Source organism: Agrobacterium sp. SORGH_AS_0745 (assembly GCF_030818995.1).
GTDB lineage: Bacteria > Pseudomonadota > Alphaproteobacteria > Rhizobiales > Rhizobiaceae > Agrobacterium > Agrobacterium tumefaciens.
On record NZ_JAUTBI010000003.1, the window covers coordinates 1,856,013 to 1,880,538 of the forward strand.

Consider the following 24,526-nt stretch of genomic DNA (forward strand, 5'->3'; position numbering starts at 1 on the left):
ATGTGGAAGCGACCTATCGATGAAATGGATGGAACATGGACGCGAACCCGACGCTCGACCAATTGCAGGTGTTTTTGACGGTTGCCGAAACCGGAAGTTTCTCTGCCGCGTCACGGGCGCTCAATCGCGCCCAGTCTGTTGTCAGCTACACCATCGCCAATCTCGAGGCGCAGCTTGAAGTCAGCCTGTTCGAGCGCAATGGCGTACGCCAGCCTCGATTGACGGACGAGGGTCGCGCCATGCTGGAAGACGCAAGGCGCATCGTGGCCGGTCTGCAGGAAATGCGTGCGCGTGCCAAGGGTTTGAAGCAGGGGCTGGAGGCCGAGCTTTCTGTCGCCATCAGCACCATGGTACCGGCGGAAGCCGTCGTTGCGGTGCTTCGCGATTTTCGCAAGGAATTCCCCACCGTTACCCTTAGCCTCAATGTGGGTGAGTTGGGCATGGTTATGGATATGGTGCTCTCCCGCAAGGCTGGGATTGGCATCGGCGGGGCGCTGTTGCGCCAGGATGACGAACTCGTCGTTGAAAAGGTCGGCCATTCCTTCATGCTGCCGGTCGTCGCCGCCGATCATCCACTGGCACAGATTGAGAGGCCGCTGGTTCTGGGCGATGTCCGCGAGGAGGTCCAGCTCGTCGTCACCGATGCGTCGGGGCTGACCAAGGGGCGCGATTTCAACGTGCTGTCCTACAAGACATGGCGGGTCAGCGACATCGCTACGAAATACCAGCTCATCAAGGGCGGTCTCGGCTGGGGCGGTCTGCCCGCATCGATCGTGCGCAACGACCTGACCAATGGCAGCCTGAAGGCACTTGATCTTGAAGCTTATGAGCAGGGCGAATATCCGATCTTTGCGCTGCGCCGGGTGGATTCACCCGCCGGTCCCGCTGGCCAGTGGCTTGCCACGGCCTTTCAGCAGCGTCTGTCGGCATGCCCGAACCAGAAGGATTTCAACAGGATAATTGCCGGAGGCAAACAGCGGACTATTTCTGTCGCCGCCGAGTGACATGGGTTGACTGAGTGACCAATTGACGAAGGTGAATGGCCTGCCTTATACAGGAAACACGGTCAGCAGTTCACCGAGGCATCGCCGTCCCGCAAGGGAAGCTAAACCTGCATTTTGAAAGATTGACAGCACTTATCCCGTGCCTAGTCGGAAGCCGGCGATCAGCGACACCTCTTCGGAATGGCACTCGAGGGTAAGTCATGCCACGTTCGATCTTTTCCATTGATATCGCCGACCTCTCCACCTTTGCCAAATCGCTACGCGAACAAATCGGCAGGCTGGACCGCCAGCCAAGCCATGTGGAGATGCTCAATCTCCTGAGCCGGGCTGCCGGGTTTCGCAACTTTCAGCATCTGCGCGCCGCGCGCACGCCACCCGTAGCAACTGGCTTGCCGCCACCGCAGACACGACCGGAGACAATGCCTGCCAATGAGGGCAGGGTGCTGAAGACCGCGCGGACTTTCGATGCTGCCGGTAAATTGGTGCAGTGGCCGGCCCGCCGCTCCCAGCAGGAACTGTGCCTCTGGTATCTGTGGGCAAGAATACCAGCCGGTCGCAGTTTCTCAGAGCGCGAATTCAGCAGCTTTCTCGATGGTCTGCACCTGTTTGGAGATGCCGCGATGCTGCGGCGTGACATGGCGGGTCTCCGGCTCATCCGTCGTAACCGCGATGGCAGTGACTATCAACGCATCGAGCAGAAGCCACCGCCGGAACTGCCACTGTTGTTGCGTATCGTCAGTGACCGCAATTGAGTAAATGCCCTCCCGGCCGATGAAACGCCGGGAGGGCTGCAAGCTCTAGAGAACGAGGCGGAACTTTGCGAAACCTTCGGCGCCGTCGCCGGCATCCTCGATTTTTGCGCCCTTGATGTCAGCCGCGTAATTGCGACCCTTCGGACCAGTCTCGAAGATGGCGGTCGTATTGGCAACTGGGGCGAAGGACCAGTTGGCATCCGCCGACGGGTTAATGGTGCCCTGATCGATGATATAGCGCACGATCACGTCACGGTTGGTGTCGGGCGCCACAAAGATCACCTTGTCGGCGGCGATATCGGGGAATTTTCCGCCGCCGCTTGCTCGGTAATTGTTGGTCGCCACCACAAATTTCTGCTCGGGGTCGATCGGCTTGCCGTCGAATTGCAGATTGACGATGCGGCTGCTGTCGGGATTGACGGCCTTGCCGTCCTTGTCGAACTTTGCCGGTTTGGAAATGTCGATCTGGTAGGTGACACCGTCGATGACGTCGAAATTATAGGACGGGAAATCCGCGTTTAGGAGCGGCGCATCCTTTGCGCCGGCCTCGACCGTGTTGAACATGCCGGCGGACATTTCCAGCCAGTTCTTCACCTGCGCACCGTTGATCAGCACCGCCTGCACCGTGTTGGGGTAGAGGTAGAGATCGGCGACGTTCTTGATGGCGATGTCACCGGCAGGGACATCGGTGTAATAATCCGCACCACCGCGACCGCCAGACTTGAATGGCGCTGCTGCCGAAAGCACGGGCAGATCCTTATATTGCCCTTCCTTCAGCATGTCCTTGATGTACCACGTCTGGGCATTGGAGACGATCTGCACGGACGGGTCGTCGGCCACCAGCGCGAAGTAGGAATAGAGTGGCGCCGACGTCTTGCCGACCGGGCGACGCACATAGGCGAGCGCCGCTTCGTGATCTGCCTTGGCGGCGGCTATGACCTCCGGTTTGTCCGTGACATCTGCAACGACCTTGCGATTGTCGTCGCGGTGGTAGATCGGCCGGGCCTCGGAGGTGAAATCGACGATCTTCCAGCTTTTGCCGTCTTTTTCGAGAAGAAGGTCAATGAGGCCCATATGCGAGCCCCAGAAACCGGCCATCACGGCCGGCTTGCCCATCAGCGTACCCTTGACCGCATCCGCACCCTCGATGCCGTCCCATGTCTTTGGACCGGGGAAGACCAGATGCTGGTGACCAGTGAAGATGGCGTCAATGCCTTCCACGCCCGCCAGATAAAGCGAGGCGTTTTCCATGCGATCGGTCTGGCCCTTGCCATCGATGCCGGAATGGGAAAGCGCGATGACGATATCGGCACCTTCTTCCTTCATGACCGGAACCCAGGCTTTAGCCGCCTCGACGATATCGCGCGTCTGGGCCTTGCCCTCCAGATTCTTGGAATCCCACATCATGATCTGCGGCGGCACGAAACCGATGATACCGACCTTGACCGGGCTGGTTACGCCTGCACCATCGCGGATCTGTTTCTCGAGGATGACGTAAGGCTTGAAGAACAGCTCATCCTGCTTGGGATCGGAAGCCAGCTGACCCTTGGTGAGGTTGGCGCAGACATAAGGGAAACCGGCGCCCGCCAGCGTATTGGACATATAGTCGAGGCCGTAATTGAATTCGTGGTTGCCAAGCGTGCCACAATCATAGCCAAGGACATTCATGGCGTTGATGACGGGATGCTTGTCGCCGGCCTTCATGCCGCGCTCATAGGCGATGTAATCGCCGAGCGGATTGCCCTGCAGGAAGTCGCCATTATCCACCAGCATCGAGTTTCCGGCCTCGGCACGGATGGCGCCGATGATCGAAGCGGTGCGCGCCAGACCCATCGTGTCGTTCGGTTTGTCGGCGTAATAATCATAGGGAAAGACGTGAACGTGGATGTCAGTCGTTTCCATGATGCGCAGATGCGCCTGGTTGGCTGCGGCGCGCGCGGCGAAGGGATGCAACAGCACCAGAGCCGAAGAGGCGGCGATGCCACCCAGAAGCGAACGGCGAGTGATGGGGTGGAGAGCGAGAAGCGACGACATGGGAACTCCTTCGTATGAAGCTTGCTCTGTCAGGAAAACGACAAGGTAGAAGCAATCCCCGAGGAGTCCATCATCAAAATGACAAGCCCGTGACGGACGGGCCAGTTTTCAACCGTTTGATAAATTTTTTGTCACAAGGTGGCCGCGCGCGCATGGTGCGCTTCGGGAATGCGCTTTGTCCGGCCTGCGCATTCCCCTTGTCGGAAACGTCTGCTTAGCGGGCGAGAGTCGGTTTTACTTCTTCGTGGAAGAAGCGGAAATAAGACGACAGCTGTGCCAGCGTGTTGGTGGAAAGTTTGAGTTGCAGGCCGAGCCGGTTCATGTGCTGCCATTGCACGACACCCTCGATGAAACCCAGATCTTCACTCTGCACCTTCACTCGGCTTCCCTTGGCGGCAGCGAAAGGTCCGTCCAGTTCGAGCGCCATGCCGGTGGCGGACAGGTCCACCACGCGGCCTCGGGTCGACTGGCTGAAATAGTGCACGGTCGCGTAGATCCGGGTCTTGCTACGGGTCGCAGTGCGGGTCGCCATATTGAGGTTGTTTGTCATTTCGCTACTCAAATCAATTGTTTCCGATGCTTTCATCATGACGTAGAAAGTTTGAGAGCCGTTTAGCCGTTTGCTTAAAATTGCAAGTAATCGCGCGATTATGCTTTGTCGATACGGCACTGATAGCAATTGTTGCGGGCGGAGCGCACATGCACATAAGCGACGTCTGCCCGCTCCAGAAGATGCGCTGCGCGTGAAAGGATTTCGTCCGTCGCCGTCACCGCTCCGGTGCCGTAGACGATGCGGTCGTCAGTGCCATAGCCGCGAACGATATAATCGGGGCTGTTAAGCATCGGGGGAAGGGCATCCGTCTGCGGATAGTGCTCACAGGCCTCAGCGTGAAGAAAGACTGGCCCCGTTTCCGCATAGGGCTGGAGCGAAGGGAAGGGCCGGTAGGCGAGGATCAGCATTGCTTCGCCTTCATTAATCTGGGAAAGGCAATGGCGGCACGGCATGCCGCCTGGAGAAACGGCCTTTTCCGGCGGGTTGCCATAGGCGTCGGCGGCTCCCGCCCGGAAAGCCTCAGCTTCCTTAGCCGGCATTGCTGTAAAGACGAGATCGGTCATGGCGAGGTCCTTCAGTTGGGATCGGCGTTGCTTCTTTGCAGCTATGATCCCGAAACAGACCTCTATCCACCCGATTCTTGACGGGTGATGCAACCAGCCCATTGCGTGACTCGTTAGCATCGGGAATCAGTGGCGCTCCTCGATCCCGGAAGGTCTGATTTTATGTTCCGTCGTTTTCTGGCCGCCGTTCCGCTGGCTTTCGTTTCTTTGACGGTTCCGATCGACACGCAGGCGCAGGTCGCCTCCGGTCTCGATGGCCTGTCCGACGATCAGCTTCAGCAGGCGGTCAATTTCGTCATCGGCAATGCGATCTTCTCGCTTTATCACGAGGGTGCACGCATGCTGATCTCGGATTTCGGCGCGCCGGAGACCGGCAGCGCGCAAGCACCTGCCGATCAGCTGGCGGGCACGCTCATCCTGCAGGCCAACGAGGAATGGCTTGATACCGCACTCGTCAACGCTACCGACAGCTGGTATCTGGCGCGCGAGACGGAGGCTTTGCCCGAGCACGAAGCACCGGTGTTTTCGGCGCTTGTTCCCGACAGGAGCCGCGATCGCAACATGGCCTGCCTGATGGTCGGCCGCGACAAGGACGGCTATGGCGATCTTGCCACCATGATGGGGCTTGCCAATGACGAATTTGCCAAATGTGGCGCCGCCTATCCGCGTATCGCATCGGCGTGGGAGGATTTTCTGACGCCCCACCGCGCGCAGACACCATCCAGATTTACTGTGAGCTACGTGCCGCCGCGCGATCCGGAGCTGGAACCTTACGCCATCATGGTCAAGGAATCGAAGGTTCTCGATCTTATCAGCCGCAGTTTCGGCGTTTACGGCTTGAAAGGCGAGGTCAAGTTGACGGCGAAGTCCTGCGGGCGTCCCGATGTCTACTGGTCGGCCGAAAAACGTGAGATCACCTATTGCTACGAGCTGGGTAAATTCCAGGCGGAGCTGATTGCCGATCATCTCCTCAACAGCGTTACCGAAGACAAAGGTTCCGCCGGCGGGCATACCCCGACGGCCGTCACTCTGGAAAGAGAAATCTGAGGCCAGTTACCGGATGCACGGCAACCTGTCCTCTTGAAACGGGAGGATATTGCCATGCCGAAGGTTGTCGTTCGAAATTTCGCCATTTCGATTGACGGATACGGTGCCGGGCCGGATCAAAGTCTTCAGAACCCGCTGGGTGTGAATGGCGAAATGCTGCATCAATGGGCGTTCAAGACCCGTACCTTTCACCGCATGTTCGGCAAGCGAGGCGGCTCGACCGGCACGGACGAGCAGTTTTCCGAGAAGAGTTTCGAAAATATCGGCGCCTGGATCTTGGGCCGCAACATGTTCGGCCCTATCCGCGGTGCCTGGCCGGATGAACACTGGAAGGGCTGGTGGGGGGAAGAGCCGCCTTATCACGTGCCGGTTTTCGTGCTGACGCACCATGCGCGCGCCTCCTTTGCGATGAAGGGCGGCACCGTGTTTCATTTTGTCAACACGGGCATCAAGGCCGCCCTCGACATGGCGTTGGAGGCGGCAAACGGCAGGGACGTCCGGATCGGCGGCGGCGTTTCGACCATTCGGCAATATATGGCCGGAAGCATGATCGACGAACTGCATCTGGCGCTGGCCCCGGTCTTTCTCGGCAAGGGCGAAAACCTCTTCCAGGGGCTGGATTTGCCTGCGCTTGGTTATCGCTGCACCGGGACCTCGGCGGGTGAGGGCGCGACCCATTTGATTATCGATAAAGCCTGAGTCGCAAACTACACAATGGTTTCATGTGCGGTTGCCTCCCACTCCCTCATTCCTGTGACAAGCAAAGGAATGAGGGAGGAGCAGTCCGATCTGCTCTATAGTCGGGGAATAGCGCGGGCCATCCCCGACGTGACGAACTCAGTTGCGCAGCGAGATTTCCAGAAGCTCTGTATCGGACAGCGGCTCTACCCAGGCCTCATAGGTACCAACAGGCGAAAATCCCATCATCTGGTAGAGTTGCAGCGCGCGCGGATGGTCAAGCGTGTTGGTGGTCACCGTCACGCGCTTCGGATTGTCCTGCCAGGCGGCGTAGAGCGCCTGCAACAGGAACCACTTGCCGACGCCAGCACCGATTGCCTCTTCGAGAAGCCCGAAATAGGAAAGCTCGGTTACCTCGTCGCTTGCCTTGTTCAGCTCGAAGAAACCGGCGGGTGCACCGTTCATATAAAGGACGGTGACGCTGTTCTTCGGGTCCTTGAGGACGGCGGACAGTTCCGCATCGCTCATGCGCATGCGTTTCTGCCAGTGCCAACGTTTTCCCACCCGCCAGTACATGTAACGGTAGAAGTGCAGGGGAATATCGGTGACCCGCATCAGTGCCGTCTGGATGTTGACGGGGATAGCAAGGCTGACCTTCGGCGGCGCCGTCATTTCAAGCTGCGTCACATGCGCCTTCAACGGTCCATGTGACACCACGGGAAGAGGTTCGGCAGGGCCGGTGACAACAGGCGTGTCTTCCAGTCCACCCCATTCCGACCACGAACCGTCATAGAGCGAATTATCCTGGTGGCCGAGCGATTCCAGCGCCAGCGTAATGACGGCGGCGGTAACGCCCGAGCCGCAGCTCGTCACCACAGGCTTGCCAAGATCGATACCGGCATCCGCCACCATCTTGCGGATGGCGGTGAGGTCCTTGAAGTGGCCGTTCTCGGAAAATGCGGTGGCGGGCAGGCTGCGAGCACCAGGCATATGGCCCGAACGCATGCCGGCACGCGGCTCGGCCTCGTCGCCGGTGAAACGTCCCGCGCCGCGGGCATCGGCAATCTGCTTTTCGCCACTGTCAACGATGCCGCGCATGGTCGATAGCGAGGTCACGCGCTTTTCGTTGAAATCGGGTGTGAAGGTGGCAGGCTCGATTTCCGGCGAGCCGTTTTCTAGCGGCCGGCCTTCGCGCTTCCAGCCGTCAAGACCGCCATCCAGCACGTAGGCCTTGCGCACGCCCATCACCCGCAGCATCCACCACACGCGCGGTGCGGAAAAGAAACCGGGGCCGTCATAGACCACGATGGTATCAGTGTCGCTGAGGCCAAGCTCTCCCGCCTGTTCAGCAAAGAACTCCGGCGAGGGCAGGGAATGCGGCAATCCGGTTGCATGATCGGCGATCTTGTCCTGATCGAAGAACACGGCACCGGGCAGGTGACCCGCCGCAAATTCTTCCGCACCGTTGCGTTTATGCGCCGGCAGATACCACGAGGCATCAACGAGACGAAACCCGGCCGTGCCGAGCTGCTTTTCTACCCAGTCCGCCGAAACGACGAAACGGCTCTTATCCGTGCTCACGATGTCTCTCCTGATTTCAGGCAGCAGCTTCAGGCGTGCCGAAACGAATGCGGAACCGCCTGTTCTCCTTGCCCTTCTTTTCTATCTTGGCAATGTGAATATCGCCCACTTCCTGCGTTTCGGAAACATGGGTGCCGCCGCAGGGCTGGCTGTCGATGGTGGAATTTTCGCCGATGCAGACAAGGCTGACCCGGCCAAGGCCGATTGGCGGGCGCACATTCTTGGATTTGACGATGCCCGGATTGGCCTGAAGTTCTTCGTCGGTAATCCATTGCAGGAAAACGGGATGGTTGGCTTTCACCAGTTCCATCAGCTTTGCCGTGACTTCATCCTTGTCGATGGTTTCCGACATGTCGAAATCGACGCGCGATTCGTCTTCGCCGACGGCAGCACCGGTGATCGGCCACTGGCAGACGACGGATAGCAGGTGGCAGGCCGTGTGCATGCGCATCAGCTTGTAACGGCGCGGCCAGTCTACATGCAGGGTCAGTTTTTCACCGACCTCGGGCGAAGGCTGACCTTCCAGCGGCACATGGATGATAACGCTCTTGTCGGCGCCATTTTTGGTAATGCCGAGTTCGATGCGCGAACCATCGGCCCGCTCGAGAAAGCCGCTGTCGCCCGGCTGGCCGCCGGACGTGGCGTAAAAGCAGGTCTGGTCGAGCTCGATGCCGCCATCCTCATGCACCGCCGTGACGATCGCTTCTGCGGTGGAAAGATAAAAATCGTCACGGAACAGGGCATTCACAGGCATTTCGGCATGTCCTCAAACGGTTTCGTACGGAACCGCAATCTCGCTTTTCGTTGCCAGCCACTGCGGAACCGGAAGCCCCTTGGAGCGCAGGAAATCCGGATTGAACAGCTTCGACTGATAACGATTACCGTAGTCGCAAAGTATCGTCACGATTGTATGCCCCGGACCAAGCTCGCGGGCAAGGCGGATTGCGCCGGCAATGTTGATGCCGGAGGAGCCACCGAGGCAAAGACCCTCTTTCGTGACCAGATCGAACAGCACCGGCAGGGCTTCCGCATCCGAAATACGATAGGAGAAATCCGGCGCGAAGCCTTCCAGATTGGCGGTGATGCGCCCCTGTCCGATGCCCTCGGTGATAGAGGAGCCTTCCGACTTCAGGACGCCATGCTTGTAAAATTCGTAGAGGGCGGCGCCCTCAGGGTCGGCAAGGCCGATCTTGATGTCGGGATTGAAATCGCGCAGGCCGTCAGCCACGCCCGCAAGCGTTCCGCCGGAACCGACGGAGCAAATGAAACCATCGACCTTGCCGTCCGTCTGGTCCCATATTTCCGGTGCCGTTGTCTCAATATGGGCCTGACGGTTGGCGATGTTGTCGAACTGGTTGGCCCAGATCGCGCCGTTTTCATCCGTCGCGGCCAGCTGTTTTGCCAGGCGGCCGGAAACCTTCACGTAATTGTTCGGGTTGGAATAGGGTGCCGCCGGAACCTCGACCAGCTTTGCGCCGAGAAGCTTCAGCGCATCCTTCTTTTCCTGGCTTTGCGTCTCGGGAATGACAATGACAGTCTTGTAGCCTAGCGCATTGGCCACCAGCGACAGGCCGATGCCGGTATTGCCTGCCGTGCCTTCCACGATGGTGCCGCCCGGCCGCAGCTGTCCGCGCCGTTCCGCATCGCGGATGATGTAAAGCGCGGCGCGATCTTTCACCGATTGGCCGGGATTGAGAAACTCCGCCTTGCCGAGGATTTCACACCCCGTCGCTTCAGAGGCAGCTTTCAGACGGATAAGCGGCGTGTTGCCGATAGCACTGAGCGCAGAGGGATGAATGGTCATGATTGAGCCTTCTTGTCTGAGCGGAAATTAGGTGCCGTTATGTCCCGTTACAACCGCCTCAAGGCAAGAAATTATCTTCCCGCCTTAGGCTTCGCCACGCAAAATTTTGCCGATACCCAATTTTATGCGTTGTTCTTCACTGCGGCATAGGCCGCAAGTGCTCTTTCCCGTGCCTTCCCATGGTCGACGATCGGCAGAGGATAGGTCTTGCCGAGCTCGATACCCGCCTTTTTAAGCACCTCTTTCGGTGCTTCAAACGGCTTGTGGATGTATTTTCGCTCAAGCTTTTCAAGCTCCGGCACGAAGCGGCGCACGTAGTCTCCCTCGGCATCGAATTTCTCCCCCTGCAATATGGGGTTGAAAATGCGGAAGAACGGCGAGGCGTCCGCGCCCGAACCCGCCACCCACTGCCAGTTGGCAGCGTTGGAGGCCGGATCGGCATCAACAAGCGTATCGCGAAACCACTTCTCTCCTTTGCGCCAGTCGATAAGTAGATGTTTGATGAGGAAGGATGCCACTATCATGCGCACCCGGTTGTGCATGGTGCCGTGTTTCCACAATTGCCGCATGCCGGCATCCACGATCGGATAACCCGTCATGCCACGCGTCCAGGCGTTGAAAGATGTGTCATCGTCCCGCCAGCCGAAGGCGTCGAAACTGTCGTTCCAGTTTTTCTCGTCCAGCTCGGGAAAGTGGAACAGCAGATGGTAGCAGAATTCCCGCCAGACGAGTTCCTTGCGGAAACGGCTGATATCGTTGGACGCGATATGGCGTGAGAGCCCCTTCGTCGCATGCCACACGGCGGCGGGCGATATTTCGCCGAGCGCCAGATGCGGCGCAAGAAGCGACGTGGCGTCCTTCGCCGGAAAGTCGCGGCCTTCCTCATAACCCTTCAAGGCACCATCGATGAAATCATCGAGTTTTTCCCGCGCGGCATTTTCACCGGGTGTCCATATCTCGCTGAAACCCCTGGCCCAGTCCGGTTTGACCGGCAGAAGCTTCCAATCATCGAGTTTCTCCGATTTTGGCCATGTCTCAGGTGCCTTCAGGCTCTGCGGTGCATCCGCCGGCGTATGTGGCTCCTCGCCGCCCTCCAGAGCCCGCCAGAAGGGCGTGTAGACCCGGTAGGGACCGCCGGATTTGGTCTGCACCCGGGATGGTTCATGCAGCAGGTGTCCGGCAAAGCTGCGAACTGTCAGTCCGTCGTCCCCAAGCGCCTCTTTTATTGCCTTGTCCGTTGCCATGCCGGTCGGCTCATAGCGACGGTTCCAGAGGACTGCATCCGCGCCGGTTTCGGCTATCAGCCGGCGCAGCGTCTCCTCTGCGTTGCCGCTTCTGAGCAGTAGACGGCTGCCGCATTTTTCCAGCGCCGCGGAAAGAGAGGCGAGCGAATGGTGAACCCACCATTCCTGCGCGCCGCCCAGCGGGCCGCTGGATGTCTCACGGATATAGAGCGGTATGACGGGGCCGCCATGCTCCACCGCTGCAAGAAGGGCGAGATTGTCCGCAAGGCGCAAGTCCTTGCGGAACCAGACGATAACAGGAGAGGATTTTGTTGGCATGAAGGGATCCGGTTCACTTCCGCTTGAACGAGTGTTGAAACGCTTTGTTCCTCAAATCGCGTAGAATGGAAAGCTGGAGGCACATGGTTTTTCGAGGGCTATTTTTTCGACCTTGAAACCGAAAGTGAAGGGAACCAACTGGAGGAGCCAGCGTTTTTCGCTGGTTAATAGAGCATGGAAGTACAATCAATGTTGCTGAAAGACGTTAAGTGGGAAAAGCCTGTTACCATATCCTTGGAAAACGGTGCTCCCCGGATTTTCAACGGCGTTTACGAGGCCTTCGATTTTCTCCAGCACGAATGGCCACAACGCGGTGACAAGGCGCATGAGCAGGCCCTGCGTCTGTGCCGCGCCTCGCTGATGGGGGACGTGGCGGGAGAGATTGCGCGCGCCGCCTTCGTTACCGCAAGCCGGCAGGCGCAATGCCTCCTGGAGGCCGGAAACAAGGTGGAAGATCAGGGTAAACTTGCATCCTGACAGCGTTGCCGGATTGAGATGTGAAAGGCCACCCGTAAAGCCGGGTGGCCTTGTTTTATCCGCCGACAGAAACGGGTTGTGTCGAACGCAGGATATGGCATCGTGCGCGTGCAAAGCGGATGAATACGGCAATGACCAACCACTACGGCTATATTGTTTTCCCGACAGCTCTCGGCCATTGCGGCCTCGCATGGGCAGAGCGCGGTATCGCCCGTCTGCAATTGCCCAGCGCAGATGCCGGTGAAACCGAGAAACTTATCCAGAAACGCCTGCCGTCATCTTCCATCGCGGTACCTGACACACGCGCCCGTGAGGCGATTGCGATGGTTACCCGCTATTTCGATGGTGAAGAGATTGATTTTACGCCCGTGGAACTCGATCTTGCCGGGCAGGAGCGGTTCTTTCTAGATGTCTATGAGGTGGCACGGCATATCGGCTGGGGCCGCACGACGACCTATGGCGGTATCGTAAAAACGCTGGGCCTCTCCATGGAAAAGGCCCGCGACGTCGGGCAGGCCATGGCGAAAAATCCCGTGCCGCTGATCATTCCCTGCCACCGTGTTCTGGCGGCTGGCGGCCGGCTGGGTGGCTTTTCCGCGCCGGGCGGAACGAACACCAAATTACGTATGCTGGATCTCGAAAATGCCGGCCGCAGCCGTGCTGACGATGCACAGGGCAGCCTGTTTTAAAGCAATGACAGATCAGTCCACATGAATAGCCGTCTGATTTCTGCCCTTTTCTCGTCAAATTGTCGCTAAATTGTCACAATACACGGACGCCCTCTAACATAAGGGCGAGACGTTTGAGAGTATCCGCGTTAATTCTATCCGCTGCCTTGGCTTTTACAGTCGTGGCACCCGCGTCGGCTGGCATGCTGAACCAAGCTGAAAAATACACCGGACTGCATGAATCCAAAAACAACAAGAGCCTGAAGAATATTCTTGGGGCAAATCCCCGCAGCACACCGTGGTGTGGCCTGTTCCTGCATGCCGTTGCCAGCAAGGCCGGGCGCGCATCGCCCAAATCCTACGGATTTGCAAAATCCTGGACGTCATTCGGTTATGCCGTACCCGTCGCCGCCGCCAAACCGGGCGATGTTGTCGTCATTCGCAACGGCCGCGGTTATCACGCCGGAATATTGAAGAGCATGAGCGGCAAGACAGCGCAAATTCTCGGCGGCAATCAGTCCGGCCGTGTGCAGGTGTCGAACTTCAACCGCAAGGCCATCGTTTCCGTGCGTCGCTGAAGACCGGACCAATTTTACGACGATCCTTATAAAGGCGGGCTGTGGCCCGCCTTATGCGTTTTAAGGCCCCTATGGCTGTTCCCTTGTGCCGGGTGCCGCATCGCGCTGGTCGTCATCCTCAAGGTCTGTGGCGACGATGAAGGCATCCTCGTGTTGCCGCGCTGCCTGCCGGCGTGCGCGCAGGCTTATGGATTCATCGGGGTAAATCTCACTTTCTTTCGATTTGAGTTCGCTGTCGGTTTCAAAACGCGGCAAATCTTCGTCTTTGATATCGAGAGGTTCGTTTTTCTTCTGTTTCGGATCGCTCATGGATGGTCCTCCTGCGGGTTCCTGCCGGACAAACGATCCTGCAGTGAGTAGGGTTCCCTTTTTTCAGGGAAATGCGCATGCGCAATCTCCGGACGCGGAACAATTTCCGGCCATTTCTGTTTTTCAATTGGCACAGTCAAAGCCGATGCGACGCAAAGAGGAGGACGTTATGAACCATGATCGCGAAGCAGCAATCCGCGAAAAAGCCCGCGCAATATGGGAGAGAGAAGGCAGGCCGGAGGGACATCACGAACGCCACTGGATGGAGGCGGAACGGGAGGTCTCGGCAAGCACGGAAACGGGAAAGACCAATGGTAAAAATGGCGCGAAGAAACCCGCTGCCGCCAAGTCCTTGGTCCAGAAGAAGGTGACTGCGGATAAGGCTTCGGCAAAAAATGCCAAATCACCAGCGGTAAAATCTCTTCAGAAAGAGCAAAAAGCGGAGACCAGCCGAAAAGACGACGACCTGACCGAAAGCCTGGAGGAAAGTTTCCCGGCAAGCGATCCGCCTGCACTCACCAACGCGTCTACTTCGACGAAGCGTGTGGCGAAGAAGACCTGAGGTCAATAGCGCCCAGCTAGGCGCCTATGCCAAGATCGATATAGAGCGAATGCTGCGGCATCTCGCTCATCATGCCATATTTTGGAAAAATGGCTCCCCGGGCCGGATTCGAACCGGCGACCTGTCGATTAACAGTCGAATGCTCTACCGCTGAGCTACCAGGGAACGTGCGCTGCTTGGCGCGGTGTGAGCGGGGTAATACAAATGCTTTTCCGATTTGCCAAGCGCTTTTTTCAAAAAAAACGCATTCATCTTGTTTTATCTCGCCGGAGTCCCGATTTTCCGGGCTTATCGACGGTGAAAAAATTATCCACAGGCCAGATGTTAAAGGGCAGTATGGAATGAAATTTGGAATGGACCACAGAACGGGTCGTCTCAATCTCGGAAAATGGAGCGTTGCCATGCCGCGTTCGCGCGTCGGCAGGATCGCCACCGGCTCGGCGCTGGTGGTGGGCGGAACGCTCGGGTTTTTGCCCATCCTCGGTTTCTGGATGGTCCCGCTTGGTCTTATCGTGCTTTCCCACGATTTGCCGGCGGTTCGCCGCAGGCGGCGGCGGCTGGCAGTGTGGTGGGCATCGCGACGCAATGGTCGCAACACCCGCAATAGAGGTGGACAATAAGGCTCAGCCGCCCATCGAGCTGCTGAGTCCCTGTCCGGCCCAGAAGGCGGCATAGGCGAGTGCTGCAAAATAAATCGCCGTCAGGATGAGAAACAGATACCCGCCGAGAACGGTCACGCCGTCCCTCTGGATCATACCCGCCGAAAAAAGCAGGATGGCGACGCCCGGCAGGGTGTTGGAGAAGGGAATGAAGCCGAGCGGCATCATCAGCAACACGCCAGCGGTCATCAGCGCAAGTCCGTTCACCCTATTGGCGACGATGCCCGCCGTCAGCGCCGGAAGGCGCGGGCGGATGAAGCGATCGAGCCTGGAGACGATGGCGACGCCTTTCTGGAGTGCCGGCACCAGCTTTGCCGTTTCCATCTGCCGGTCGAGAATCCTGGCCGGCAGCCATGGCAGACGGTTGAGGGTGATGGCCAGACTGACGAGAATGATCGCTGCGCCAAACACGGTGCTGACGCCTGGAATGGAGACCGGAATGAGGAAGGGCAGGGAAGCTATTGCACAGATGAGCAGCAGGCCCTGTTCGCCGATTGCCTCCATCAGCTCGCGCAATGTGATCGTCTGACCTTGCAGTTTCCCAATCAGCTTTTCGAGCGTGGTGCTGAGCTTTTCAGACGTATCAGTGAAGGCGAATTCGTTCGACATCAGGCTTCCCGGAAGTTGCTTTAACTCCGGGTTTGATAACATTCATCCGGCCGAATGCCTACCGCCGATGGAAAATCAGCGTCTTTTCGGACCGGTGCTGCCGCCCGCCTTTGTCAGTGGGAAACCCAGCTGCTGTAGGCGCCTGCGAGAAGAACAATCAGCAGGATGACCAGTATGACCGGATTGATCGACGTAATGAAGCTTACATAGTCCATGATAACTTCCTCCTCTTTCCGCCACACCTTATTCTACCGCAAAAAGGCCGGTTTATCTACCTGAGGATGAAATTTCGCATCGCAGCAACCATTCGCCGCTGCGGTCTGGAATTGTTTGTTTTTCTCATTTGCCGCAACGCAAAAAATAAATCTTCCAACATTTGCCATTCTCTTGCGTTGTCTCTAATCCTGATTTGGCGGCGGTCGATAGTCAGACCGTCCGCCGCTGACAAACCGCCACTGAGATGCCTTGGCTCCCGCCTTGCCTTCGGTCTAAAACGATCTTCCCCCGGGGACATGAAATGCTGAAAAACATCTATGCCTGGACGATGGCGCTTGCCGCGCGCAAAAGCGCCGTGTGGTGGTTGGCGATCGTGGCCTTCGTCGAAAGCTCCGTCTTCGTTGTGCCGGCGGATGTGCTTTTCCTGCCCATGGTGCTGGCAAAGCCAAAAAAGGCGATGTTTTATGCGCTCGTCGCAACGGTCGCTTCCGTTCTCGGTGGCATTGCCGGCTGGTTTCTCGGCCACTATGCTTTCGAGAGTATCGCGCGGCCAATTCTGGAATTTTACGGCAAGCTGGACAGCTTCGAGCAGCTCAAGAATTCGGTAAATTACGAGACCATCATTCTCCTGCTGGTGACATCGGGCTTTGCGCATCTGCCGCCGATCAAGGTTGTCACCATCCTCTCCGGTGCGGCCAATATCAGCCTCGGCCTCTTCATTCTCTCGGCTGTCGTCACACGCGGCGCGCGCTTTTTCATCCTCGCCGGGTTGCTGCAAAGATACGGTGAACCGGTGCGCCACTTCATCGAAAAACGCCTTGGTGTTATCGCCGCCGCAGTGGCCGCAGCGCTCATCGCCATCTATGCGGTCTACGTTTTCGTGCGCTGACGAAACGCAGTTTTTCTACTCTTACAATACTGTCGCATAACTTTCAGCCTACTGTCAGAATCCAGCTGTATCGGTTGTCTCGTCCAATGAGAGAACCGATTTATTATGCGAAGATTATGGAAGTGCTCCTTTGGGGGCATGGGTATTGCTGTGCTTGCCGCAGGCGGTTATCTCCTCGCCATCCAGCTTCTCGGCAACTTTCACGAGGTGGTGGCAGGGCAGCTTTACCGCTCCAACCAGCCAAGCAGTGAGCAGCTGGTCCGCTATACCAGGGACCATGGCATCAAGACGGTCATCAATCTGCGCGGGGAGAATGAATCCGAGGACTGGTACAAGGATGAGATCAAAACCTCGCGCGAGCTTGGGTTGACCCATATCGATTTTGGCATGTCAGCTCGCCACGAACTCGACATGACCAAGGTGAACCAGTTGGTCGCGATCATGCGTGATGCGCCGAAGCCCATCCTCATCCATTGCAAGTCCGGTGCGGACAGGACAGGCCTTGCGACCGCGCTTTATCTCGGCCGCGTCGCGTATCTCGGTGAAAAGGCGGCTGAGAGCCAGCTTTCCGTCCGCTACGGCCATATCGGCATCCCCTATCTGTCTGAGACCTATGCCATGGACCAGACCTGGGAAAATGTCGAACACATGTCGATCGCCGACGACTTCACAATTGCTTCAAACGAGTTTTGAAAACGGTCGGGCATAACGTCCGCAAAATTGCTGATCGATCTCCTGAAGCGGGATTTTGCGTTCTGTTCTGATCGCGCAACGGTCGGGACGGGGCCCAAACGCTTGGTTTCTTAACTGTTGAGTTATCAACGACGCAGCCTGTCTTTCATCAGGCGACCCGATTTCTCCCTCTCGAGGTTCGTCGGAAATCACATTTTTTGTCTATATATTAGTAACTTATGCGATCCAACAATTAAGTTGACTCCTTTAATCATCTTTTATAGAGCGACGTTGTTTCAACTTCTGGATCGCATCATGACCCCAAAATCATTTATGAGCGGCCTTGCCGCATCGCTCTTGTCTATTCTCTTTACCGCCCCTTATGTAATGGCTGAACAAAAGACCATCACAGATGTCATCGGACGCGAAGTGAAGGTTGACCTTCCAGCAAAGCGCGTTGTTCTCGGTTTCTACTTCGAGGACTACATGGCGGTCGGCGGCGAGAAAGCCTATGATTCCGTCGTCGGCATTTCTCGCGAAGCCTGGGAAGGCTGGGTACCCGCCAACTGGAAGATGCATCTCGCGCATCGCGCCTCGCTTGCCGACATTGCCGATGTCGGTGAAGTGGAAGCGCAGACTTTCTCGGTCGAAAAAGTGTTGAGCCTCAATCCCGATCTGGTGATTCTGGCAGACTGGCAATACAAAGCGCTTGGTCTCGATGCCGATCGTCTGGAAGAAGAGGGCATTCCCGTCGTCGTCGTCGACTACAACGCCCAGACGGTCGAGCGACACGTCGCCTCGACCCGGCTTTTTGGCGACCTGACCGGCCAGGAGAAGCGTGGCAACGAAATTGCCGACTTCTATGCCGGTTCGCTGAAAGAGGTCGCTGACCGGGTCGCCAAGTCCGGAAAACCGAAACCGAAGGTCTATGTCGAGTTCGGCAACAAGGGCCCGGCCGAATATTCTTTCACCTACGGCAAGAACATGTGGGGCGCCATGTCCACGGCGGCTGGCGGCGACAACATTGCCGCTCCCTTCGTCGAATGGTGGGGACCGATCAATCCAGAACAGGTTCTGGCGTCCAAGCCTGACGCCATCTTCATTTCCGGTCGCGAAAACAACAAGAACCCGGCAGCGCTGCCCATGGGACAGGCGGTGAAGGCGGCAGACGCAGGCGAGAAACTCAAGGCATTTGAGGCCCGTCAGGGCTGGAGCGAATTGCCCGCCATCAAGAACGGCCAGCTGTTCGGTGTCTACCAGGGTGCGTCGCGCACGCTCTCCGATTTCGCCATGGTTCAGTACATCGCAAAGCAGCTATATCCCGAGCAGTTCAAGGATGTCGATCCGATCGCCAACTATCTCGGCTATTACAAGAAGTACCTTCCGGTAACGCCTCAAGGCACTTTCGCCATCGCCGTCAAGGATTGATATCGCGCTTGCCTGTGGCGGCGCAGAAACGTGCTTTCTTCGCCGCCACAGTGGCGAAATCTCGCGAACGCCGCCTTTGCGGCGTCCGCTTTTCCAGACAGTCCTTTCAGGCAGGTTTTCATGACAATTGCTGCCCGCAACGCCGAGGCCATCGGTGCGCACCGGCTGCGCGAGCGCCGTCGCTGGCGTGTCGTCTCTATCTTCTTCGTATTGATGGCGGTGAGCCTCGTTCTAGATATCGCCACTGGTCCTTCGCTGCTGTCGCCCGCCGAAGTGGTGAAGTCGCTGACCGGCCTTGGCGAACGGGCCGCCATGACCGATTCTATCGTGCGCGGCCTTCGCCTGCCCATGGCGTTGATGGCGCTTGCCGTCGGTGCGGCACTCGGAGCAGGCGGCGCGCAAATGCAGACCCTGCTCAATAATCCCATGGCGAGCCCCTATACGCTCGGTATGGCCGCAGCGGCCGGTTTCGGTGCGGCGCTGGTGCTGGCGCTTGGCGGTCTCGGGCTGGATGCCATGATTGCCGTTCCGCTGGGCGCGTTCGTCTTTTCCATGCTCGCAGCACTTTTTCTCTTCACGCTGGCCTCCATGCGGCAGATGACGACCGAAACCATCATTCTCGGCGGCATCGCGCTTCTTTTCCTTTTTCAGTCGCTGCTGTCGCTCATCCAGTTCCTGTCCTCACCGGAGCTGTCCCAGCAGATCCTTTTCTGGCTGTTCGGCAGCCTGACCAAGGCGACCTGGCCGACGCTTGGCCTGACCGCTGCCGTGACCGCCCTCTGCTGCGCCCTGCTGATGGCGGATTGCTGGAAGCTGACCGCGCTCAGAATGGGGGAGATGCGGGCGGCAAGCCTCGGCATCAATGTCCGCTGGCTGCGCATGAAGGTTCTCGTCATCGTCGCCATCATGACCGCGACGGCCACCAGCTTCGTCGGCGTCATCGGTTTTATCGGGCTGGTCGCGCCGCATATCGCCCGCATGACCGTGGGCGAGGATCAGCGCTTCTTCCTGCCCATGTCGGTGCTGAGCGGCGCGCTGATGCTGTCGGCTGCCTCGATCCTCTCCAAATCGATCGTTCCCGGTGCGCTGTTCCCGGTTGGCATCGTCACGGCCATTGTCGGCGTGCCGTTTCTGATGTGGCTGATTTTCGCTCCGAAGAGGCGCGGCCGATGATGGTTCTCGATTCGATTTCCGCCGAGCGCGGCGGACAGACTGTTGTGAAAGGGCTGTCGGCGCGTCTGGAGGCGGGGCATATTCATGCCGTCATCGGCCCAAACGGAACGGGCAAGACGACCCTTCTGAGAGCGATCTTCGGCGATCTGCCACTTGCTGCCGGTTCGATCAGCCTCGGCGTCCGCCGTCTTCGGGCCGGGGAGCGGGCGGGGCGGTATATAAGGCAGTGGCGCGATGGCTTTGCCTACATGCCGCAGGACACCACGGCCGATATTGCGCTCAGCGTGCTGGAGGTGGTGGCACTCGGCCGGTTCGGGCGTCTGTCGTTGCATATTGACGACGAGACGCTCAACCTGGCCATGACACGCCTGCATCAGGCGGGCATAGCGCATCTGGCGGGCAGGGAGATCGCCTCCCTCAGCGGCGGGCAGCGGCAGATGGCGCTTTTCGCGCAGGTTCTGATGCGCGAGCCGCAGGCGATGCTGCTGGACGAGCCGGTCAGCGCGCTGGACCTCAAACATCAGGTGGCGCTTCTCGATCTGGTGCGGCATGAAACCCGCGCCAATGGCTGGGTAACGCTGGTCGTGCTGCATGATCTCAACCTCGCCTGCCAATATGCCGACAACCTGCTGGTGATTTCCGGTGGCGCATTGAAGGCGACCGGCGCGCCGGGAGATATCGTCACGCCGAAACTCATTTCCGAGACCTACGGGGTGACGGTGGAAGTTTTGCGGGACAGGCGCGGCAATCCCGTCATCCAGCCGGCTGGCGACCCGCTGCCCGAACATTTGAAAACCCTTGAAGGAATAATTGCATGAAACGATTTTTGATGACGTTTGCCGCGGCTTTGGCCGTAACCTTTTCTGTCGCGCCGTCCTTTGCTGCCGAACACAAGGTGCTGATGCTCAATTACGGCACGGACGGCAGCATGGTGTTTGAGCCTTCCTATGTAAAGGCAGAGCCCGGCGACACCATCACCTTCGTGCCGCAAAATTCCAGCCATTACGTGCAGTCCTATGCCGTTCCGGAAGGCGTAACGCCCTGGAAAGGCAAGCTCGATGAGGCCTTCACCGTTACCGTCGAGAAGGAAGGCGTCTATCTCTATTATTGCCCGCCGCATCTGATGATGGCGATGATCGGTGTGATCCAGGTCGGCAAGCCCGTCAATCTGGAAGCGGTCAGGCAAAAGGCGGAGAAGCTGCGCCCCAAACTGGTCATGAAGGGCGAAAGGCTGGACGCGGCTCTGGCACAGCTAACGCCGGCGCAATGACGCCATCTCCGTGCTCGACCGGATGGGACGCTCGATCCCTCAAATCTCGCTCGCCGGGTGTGTGAAGCAGCCCACACGAAAAAATTGGCTGCAATCACCATAACAAGGATAAACCAATGGCAAATAAACTAGTCGAAACGACATTGAACGACCTGCTCAACGGCGAATTGCGCGCCCACCACGCCTATCTTCAGGCAGCCGCCTGGGCGGCTGAGCGCAATCTCGATGGTTGCTACAAGTTTCTGCTTGGCCATGCTGCCGAAGAGCTGGAGCATATGCACCGCATCTTCAGCTTTCTGAACGATCTCGGAGCTCCAGTTATTTTCACCGAGCTGCCTGCCCCACAGGTCACTGCAAACGATATCAAGGGGTTGTTTGCAATTGTCGCGCAACACGAATCGCGTGTCACCGCCGCCATCAACGCGGCGGTTGATCTCGCTCGGTCTGAAAAAGACCATGCGACCACATCCTTCCTGCAATGGTTCGTGAACGAACAGCATGAGGAGGACAGCCTGTGCCGCACGATAATGGGCAAGATCGAGCTGATCGGTGACGGTCCCAATGCGCTTTATCTGATTGACCGCGAAATCGGCGAACTGGCTGAAAAGGCCTGAAGGCTGCGCAGCATTTACTGATATTCCACAAGCTGCATCAAACGCAGCTTGTGGCTGGTTCAGTCACTTCCCAAATCCGGCGTCCATCCACGCGTATAGCCTTTTCCCATGATGGCAACCGCAAGGGAAAGCTGTTCCTGCAAATGTTCGATTTCGCCCAGCAGCGTTTCAACAGCCGCCTTCGCATCGCCATCATGACACTGGATGACATATCCAGCTATGTCGTCAGGCCGTACAGGGGTGATTTTTTCCGCATCGGGCATATCGGTTGACCTCTCGTTTGTTCACTAAATGTTCTAATTTTAGCAGAGAGTCAACAAGGCAAATGTGTGCCGTCTCTGGACGGTCACAGGCTTTGCAATAAGAGTATATTTCTGGAATTATCGTTGAATGCACTCGCGCCCGCCATGGCCTCGCACCGCAGTGTCAAGCGTCAATGAACGGATGGATCTTCGCCGTCCAGGAAGCTGCGAATTCCATCTTTCTCACAGGTGGCCAGGAATTCTTCCCAGGCGTCCTTGTCTGTCGTGAAAGGTTCTTCCCAGGTGGTGACATCATCATGCTCGCTGATAACCTCGAGCGTCCAATCCTGCTGGGTGCCGGCCGGCCGGTAGATATCAACCAGAACCGTGATACCGTCGTCTTCAAATTCGCCTGAGAATTCCGAGTGTTCAATTTTTGTTTTTTTGACCATCACAGCACACCTCGTTCTCAGGCTTGGATAAACGCACACCCAGACCGCATCTTGTCAATTCGCGCATGGCGCCGGCGAGAATGTGGCTGAAAAAATTATAGCCAGCTCTGGGGGAACTGGCTATCTATCTGTTTTTAATGGTCGGAGCGGCGGGATTCGAACCCACGACCCCTTGACCCCCAGTCAAGTGCGCTACCGGGCTGCGCTACGCTCCGAACCTGAAAGCCGTTTATATATAAGCCTGTTAGGGCGCAAGCGGAAAATAGCCTTTTCTTGAAAAAAGGAACAAAGGCTGTGGACGGTGGGTAGGGGACTTTCTTCCCGAAGATGTTGCCCGTCAAACGCGTGACACATCATCCTTCCATCATGGCGGGAACCTGCCGTGTTCTTTGGCGTTCCAATCTAAGCGAAACTAAAATTCAGGGAGATGAAACATGTCCGAACTCGTCGTTGTCGGTTTTGACGGAACGGAAGAGGCCGACCGGGTCCTTCTGAAACTTGCTGGAATGAAAAAGGAATATCTGGTCGATCTGGAAGATGCCGTTGTCGTCGTTCGCGATGAAAACGGCAAGGTGCACCTGAAGCAGAGCGTCAATCTGACGGCGATCGGTGCAAGCTCCGGTTTTCTCTCCGGTGGTCTCTGGGGCGGCCTCGTTGGCCTGCTGTTCCTCAATCCGCTCGCGGGATTTGCGATTGGCGGCGCGATCGGTGCGGGAACGGGTGCGCTTGCGGGGTCGTTGACGGATTATGGCATCGACGACGATTTCATCAAATCTCTGGGTGAAACCATCCCGAATGGATCTTCGGCGTTGTTCGTGCTGATCCGCAAGGTGCAGCCGGAAAAGGTGATGGCGGAACTGGAGGGTCTTCGTGGGCGGGTCATCAAAACCTCGCTTTCGCCAGAGCAGGAAGCGCAACTGCAAAAGGCGCTTTCCGGCGGAACGGAACAAGCGGCAGCACCTGCCGTCTGAACGATGCAGAGAGAGACAATGCTGCGGCGCTCTTTGCGACCCTCACCTGAAACGTTGGCTTAAACCGTCAGCGTTCCGGTTTTCGACTGCGGCCAGGTCAGATAATAATACCGACTGCCGACATTGCCAAAAAATGCATTGTCGCCGGAAATACTGTCGACATAGGCGCCACCGGTGGTCTTTGCATAAGCGGAACCGTCGCGCTTGAGGTGGTCCTTCAGAAAATCGCTCCAGCCGGTCGTGGTGATCTCGGTTGCCGGTTTTGAGGTGGTTGTCTTGTCGGCCTCCACGTCCCAGGCTTTTATCTTTGCGCCTTCGGTCGGATCGGAGACTGTCAGCGTTCCAGCGGCCAGCGCTTCCAGCATTGCCTTGGCTTGCGTAGCTTTGCTCGGGTCCTTGGAGAGTTCTTCCAGCGTCGTCTTCAGGCTTGTCATGAAACTGGCCTGTGTAATGTCGCCGGATGGCGCCTGCGTGCTGGTGTCGTCGGTCTCCGCGTCATTGCCGGAGACTTGCGCATATTGCGCCAGAAGCTGTGTCAGCCGCGTATTGGTGGAGGAGGGCGAGGTGTCGATCCCGTAGGAGTCGAGGATCGCAGTTCGTGGTGAGGAGGTCGAAGCGGAATTGTCCTCCTGCTCCTTGATGGCCTTGAGTGCGAGTTTGGTGGAGTTGATGCGTGTGGACAGGTCGACGGAGGAGACCATTGCGCTCACTGTTTCCATGATCAGGCCGATACACGTCATGCATACCGAACCGGCTCGGCGAAGATTCTCGATCCCGCCTTTCGTCTCCTCTCATAAGAAGACCGGGTGTATCCCCAGCCGTCTCAAGCTTGGGATGCACCCGGTCTAATAGCCGAACTTTGCGCGACGCTTGCGGACATATAGTGCGTCTCTAATGAAACGAAGCGTTGGACGCACTCAATGCCTTGGTTTCAGTCATGAAACCGCTACGCATTTTTTACTGGAAGTGCTCAGTTTTCCTGCACGGAAACACCGTTCGGGCCGATATTCATCTCGATCCCCTTCGGTTTGCTTTCTTCGTGCCATACATAGGCTCCAAGCCCGACAAGAACCACCAGAAGTGCGCCAATGATGAAATAGAGATTGTTCGTCTGCGTCATAGGATGTCTCCCCGTTTGACAATCATGATCGCGGGCTAA

30 protein-coding genes and 2 tRNA genes are annotated in these 24,526 nt (G+C 57.6%); 17 read left to right on the plus strand and 15 right to left on the minus strand.

All coding sequences use genetic code 11. The features are described 5' to 3' along the window. Positions 1-35: 35 nt before the first annotated feature. Both QE432_RS18780 and QE432_RS18785 read left to right on the plus strand, forming a co-directional pair. Positions 36-1,004: a LysR family transcriptional regulator gene (locus QE432_RS18780; RefSeq protein WP_013635904.1), complete on the plus strand. Its 969-nt coding sequence runs from the start codon at positions 36-38 to the stop codon at positions 1,002-1,004. 200 nt (positions 1,005-1,204) lie between these two features. After that, the gene (locus QE432_RS18785) at positions 1,205-1,756 is read left to right on the plus strand and encodes a DUF2087 domain-containing protein (protein WP_306625282.1); all 552 of its coding nucleotides are present in this window, start codon (positions 1,205-1,207) and stop codon (positions 1,754-1,756) included. 45 nt (positions 1,757-1,801) lie between these two features. Here the strand turns inward: QE432_RS18785 and QE432_RS18790 are convergent, their stop codons facing one another. The 3 genes from QE432_RS18790 to QE432_RS18800 form a co-directional block, all read right to left on the minus strand. Continuing rightward, positions 1,802-3,790 (minus strand): bifunctional 2',3'-cyclic-nucleotide 2'-phosphodiesterase/3'-nucleotidase, encoded by a 1,989-nt coding sequence (locus tag QE432_RS18790; RefSeq protein WP_111802086.1) that lies wholly within the window; start codon positions 3,788-3,790, stop codon positions 1,802-1,804. Between the two features lie 214 nt (positions 3,791-4,004). Next, positions 4,005-4,340: a PilZ domain-containing protein gene (locus tag QE432_RS18795; RefSeq protein WP_003512551.1), complete on the minus strand. Its 336-nt coding sequence runs from the start codon at positions 4,338-4,340 to the stop codon at positions 4,005-4,007. 98 nt (positions 4,341-4,438) lie between these two features. Beyond that, positions 4,439-4,906, minus strand: a complete 468-nt coding sequence (locus QE432_RS18800; protein WP_306625285.1) for a DUF1203 domain-containing protein — start codon at positions 4,904-4,906, stop codon at positions 4,439-4,441. 162 nt (positions 4,907-5,068) lie between these two features. On the opposite strand from QE432_RS18800, the gene QE432_RS18805 reads away from it, so the two are divergent. Continuing rightward, a complete protein-coding gene (locus tag QE432_RS18805) occupies positions 5,069-5,953 on the plus strand; it encodes a DUF4344 domain-containing metallopeptidase (protein WP_111789297.1) in 885 nt (294 codons plus the stop codon). Between the two features lie 54 nt (positions 5,954-6,007). Further along, positions 6,008-6,652: a dihydrofolate reductase family protein gene (locus QE432_RS18810; RefSeq protein ID WP_112496627.1), complete on the plus strand. Its 645-nt coding sequence runs from the start codon at positions 6,008-6,010 to the stop codon at positions 6,650-6,652. A gap of 138 nt (positions 6,653-6,790) precedes the next feature. On the opposite strand, the gene sseA is transcribed toward QE432_RS18810, so the two are convergent. From sseA to QE432_RS18830, 4 genes are all read right to left on the minus strand, one after another. Next, entirely contained in the window at positions 6,791-8,212 is a 1,422-nt protein-coding gene (sseA, locus tag QE432_RS18815) for a 3-mercaptopyruvate sulfurtransferase (protein WP_306625288.1), read from the minus strand. A gap of 16 nt (positions 8,213-8,228) precedes the next feature. Continuing rightward, a complete protein-coding gene (locus QE432_RS18820) occupies positions 8,229-8,966 on the minus strand; it encodes an alanyl-tRNA editing protein (RefSeq protein ID WP_003512557.1) in 738 nt (245 codons plus the stop codon). Between the two features lie 12 nt (positions 8,967-8,978). Continuing rightward, the gene (locus QE432_RS18825) at positions 8,979-10,016 is read right to left on the minus strand and encodes a cysteine synthase A (RefSeq protein ID WP_003512558.1); all 1,038 of its coding nucleotides are present in this window, start codon (positions 10,014-10,016) and stop codon (positions 8,979-8,981) included. 122 nt (positions 10,017-10,138) lie between these two features. Then, complete coding sequence (locus QE432_RS18830) at positions 10,139-11,578, minus strand: cryptochrome/photolyase family protein (protein WP_306625290.1); 1,440 nt, start codon at positions 11,576-11,578, stop codon at positions 10,139-10,141. Between the two features lie 189 nt (positions 11,579-11,767). Between QE432_RS18830 and QE432_RS18835 the strand changes: the two genes are divergently transcribed. From QE432_RS18835 to QE432_RS18845, 3 genes are all read left to right on the plus strand, one after another. Further along, positions 11,768-12,055: a DUF982 domain-containing protein gene (locus tag QE432_RS18835; RefSeq protein WP_003512562.1), complete on the plus strand. Its 288-nt coding sequence runs from the start codon at positions 11,768-11,770 to the stop codon at positions 12,053-12,055. 131 nt (positions 12,056-12,186) lie between these two features. Continuing rightward, positions 12,187-12,744 carry a methylated-DNA--[protein]-cysteine S-methyltransferase gene (locus QE432_RS18840; RefSeq protein WP_038492779.1) on the plus strand — a complete coding sequence of 186 codons (558 nt, stop codon included), beginning with the start codon at positions 12,187-12,189 and terminating at the stop codon, positions 12,742-12,744. 113 nt (positions 12,745-12,857) lie between these two features. Next, entirely contained in the window at positions 12,858-13,301 is a 444-nt protein-coding gene (locus QE432_RS18845) for a TIGR02594 family protein (RefSeq protein WP_025593218.1), read from the plus strand. Positions 13,302-13,370: 69 nt separating this feature from the next. On the opposite strand, the gene QE432_RS18850 is transcribed toward QE432_RS18845, so the two are convergent. Further along, positions 13,371-13,610: a hypothetical protein gene (locus tag QE432_RS18850; RefSeq protein ID WP_013635919.1), complete on the minus strand. Its 240-nt coding sequence runs from the start codon at positions 13,608-13,610 to the stop codon at positions 13,371-13,373. A 169-nt stretch (positions 13,611-13,779) separates the two neighbouring features. On the opposite strand from QE432_RS18850, the gene QE432_RS18855 reads away from it, so the two are divergent. Continuing rightward, the gene (locus QE432_RS18855) at positions 13,780-14,172 is read left to right on the plus strand and encodes a DUF2934 domain-containing protein (protein ID WP_065704729.1); all 393 of its coding nucleotides are present in this window, start codon (positions 13,780-13,782) and stop codon (positions 14,170-14,172) included. A gap of 90 nt (positions 14,173-14,262) precedes the next feature. On the opposite strand, the gene QE432_RS18860 is transcribed toward QE432_RS18855, so the two are convergent. Continuing rightward, positions 14,263-14,337: transfer RNA gene (locus QE432_RS18860), tRNA-Asn, on the minus strand. A 176-nt stretch (positions 14,338-14,513) separates the two neighbouring features. On the opposite strand from QE432_RS18860, the gene QE432_RS18865 reads away from it, so the two are divergent. Further along, a complete protein-coding gene (locus tag QE432_RS18865; RefSeq protein WP_013635921.1) occupies positions 14,514-14,792 on the plus strand; it encodes a hypothetical protein in 279 nt (92 codons plus the stop codon). Between the two features lie 3 nt (positions 14,793-14,795). Here the strand turns inward: QE432_RS18865 and QE432_RS18870 are convergent, their stop codons facing one another. Continuing rightward, entirely contained in the window at positions 14,796-15,440 is a 645-nt protein-coding gene (locus QE432_RS18870; RefSeq protein WP_003512591.1) for an exopolysaccharide biosynthesis protein, read from the minus strand. A gap of 517 nt (positions 15,441-15,957) precedes the next feature. On the opposite strand from QE432_RS18870, the gene QE432_RS18875 reads away from it, so the two are divergent. The 7 genes from QE432_RS18875 (at position 15,958) to QE432_RS18905 (ending at position 21,702) form a co-directional block, all read left to right on the plus strand. Then, positions 15,958-16,545 carry a YqaA family protein gene (locus QE432_RS18875; protein ID WP_003512594.1) on the plus strand — a complete coding sequence of 196 codons (588 nt, stop codon included), beginning with the start codon at positions 15,958-15,960 and terminating at the stop codon, positions 16,543-16,545. Positions 16,546-16,683: 138 nt separating this feature from the next. Next, the gene (locus QE432_RS18880) at positions 16,684-17,238 is read left to right on the plus strand and encodes a dual specificity protein phosphatase family protein (RefSeq protein WP_003512595.1); all 555 of its coding nucleotides are present in this window, start codon (positions 16,684-16,686) and stop codon (positions 17,236-17,238) included. 312 nt (positions 17,239-17,550) lie between these two features. Continuing rightward, positions 17,551-18,645, plus strand: coding sequence for an ABC transporter substrate-binding protein (locus QE432_RS18885; RefSeq protein WP_306627091.1), 1,095 nt, complete (start codon positions 17,551-17,553; stop codon positions 18,643-18,645). A gap of 120 nt (positions 18,646-18,765) precedes the next feature. Further along, complete coding sequence (locus QE432_RS18890) at positions 18,766-19,818, plus strand: FecCD family ABC transporter permease (protein WP_065704973.1); 1,053 nt, start codon at positions 18,766-18,768, stop codon at positions 19,816-19,818. After that, the gene (locus tag QE432_RS18895) at positions 19,815-20,636 is read left to right on the plus strand and encodes an ABC transporter ATP-binding protein (RefSeq protein ID WP_111795797.1); all 822 of its coding nucleotides are present in this window, start codon (positions 19,815-19,817) and stop codon (positions 20,634-20,636) included. Before QE432_RS18890 ends, QE432_RS18895 begins: the two co-directional genes overlap by 4 nt. Beyond that, on the plus strand, positions 20,633-21,088 hold the full coding sequence (locus QE432_RS18900) for a pseudoazurin (RefSeq protein WP_065658036.1): 456 nt from the start codon (positions 20,633-20,635) through the stop codon (positions 21,086-21,088). The genes QE432_RS18895 and QE432_RS18900 overlap by 4 nt, the downstream gene beginning before the upstream one ends. Positions 21,089-21,204: 116 nt before the next feature. Then, positions 21,205-21,702 (plus strand): ferritin, encoded by a 498-nt coding sequence (locus QE432_RS18905; RefSeq protein ID WP_003512602.1) that lies wholly within the window; start codon positions 21,205-21,207, stop codon positions 21,700-21,702. 59 nt (positions 21,703-21,761) lie between these two features. Here QE432_RS18905 and QE432_RS18910 read toward each other — a convergent pair whose 3' ends face one another. The 3 genes from QE432_RS18910 to QE432_RS18920 all read right to left on the minus strand — a co-directional run bounded on the left by QE432_RS18910 (position 21,762) and on the right by QE432_RS18920 (position 22,611). After that, positions 21,762-21,965 carry a hypothetical protein gene (locus tag QE432_RS18910; RefSeq protein WP_013635930.1) on the minus strand — a complete coding sequence of 68 codons (204 nt, stop codon included), beginning with the start codon at positions 21,963-21,965 and terminating at the stop codon, positions 21,762-21,764. Positions 21,966-22,135: 170 nt separating this feature from the next. Next, positions 22,136-22,396, minus strand: a complete 261-nt coding sequence (locus tag QE432_RS18915; protein WP_003512603.1) for a hypothetical protein — start codon at positions 22,394-22,396, stop codon at positions 22,136-22,138. A 138-nt stretch (positions 22,397-22,534) separates the two neighbouring features. Further along, positions 22,535-22,611 (minus strand) — tRNA-Pro (locus QE432_RS18920). Positions 22,612-22,830: 219 nt separating this feature from the next. Between QE432_RS18920 and QE432_RS18925 the strand changes: the two genes are divergently transcribed. Then, positions 22,831-23,367, plus strand: coding sequence for a DUF1269 domain-containing protein (locus QE432_RS18925; RefSeq protein ID WP_003512604.1), 537 nt, complete (start codon positions 22,831-22,833; stop codon positions 23,365-23,367). Positions 23,368-23,426: 59 nt separating this feature from the next. Here the strand turns inward: QE432_RS18925 and QE432_RS18930 are convergent, their stop codons facing one another. Both QE432_RS18930 and QE432_RS18935 read right to left on the minus strand, forming a co-directional pair. Further along, positions 23,427-24,107 carry a hypothetical protein gene (locus QE432_RS18930; RefSeq protein ID WP_112681860.1) on the minus strand — a complete coding sequence of 227 codons (681 nt, stop codon included), beginning with the start codon at positions 24,105-24,107 and terminating at the stop codon, positions 23,427-23,429. A gap of 230 nt (positions 24,108-24,337) precedes the next feature. Beyond that, a complete protein-coding gene (locus QE432_RS18935) occupies positions 24,338-24,487 on the minus strand; it encodes a hypothetical protein (RefSeq protein ID WP_003512607.1) in 150 nt (49 codons plus the stop codon). Positions 24,488-24,526 lie beyond the last annotated feature (39 nt).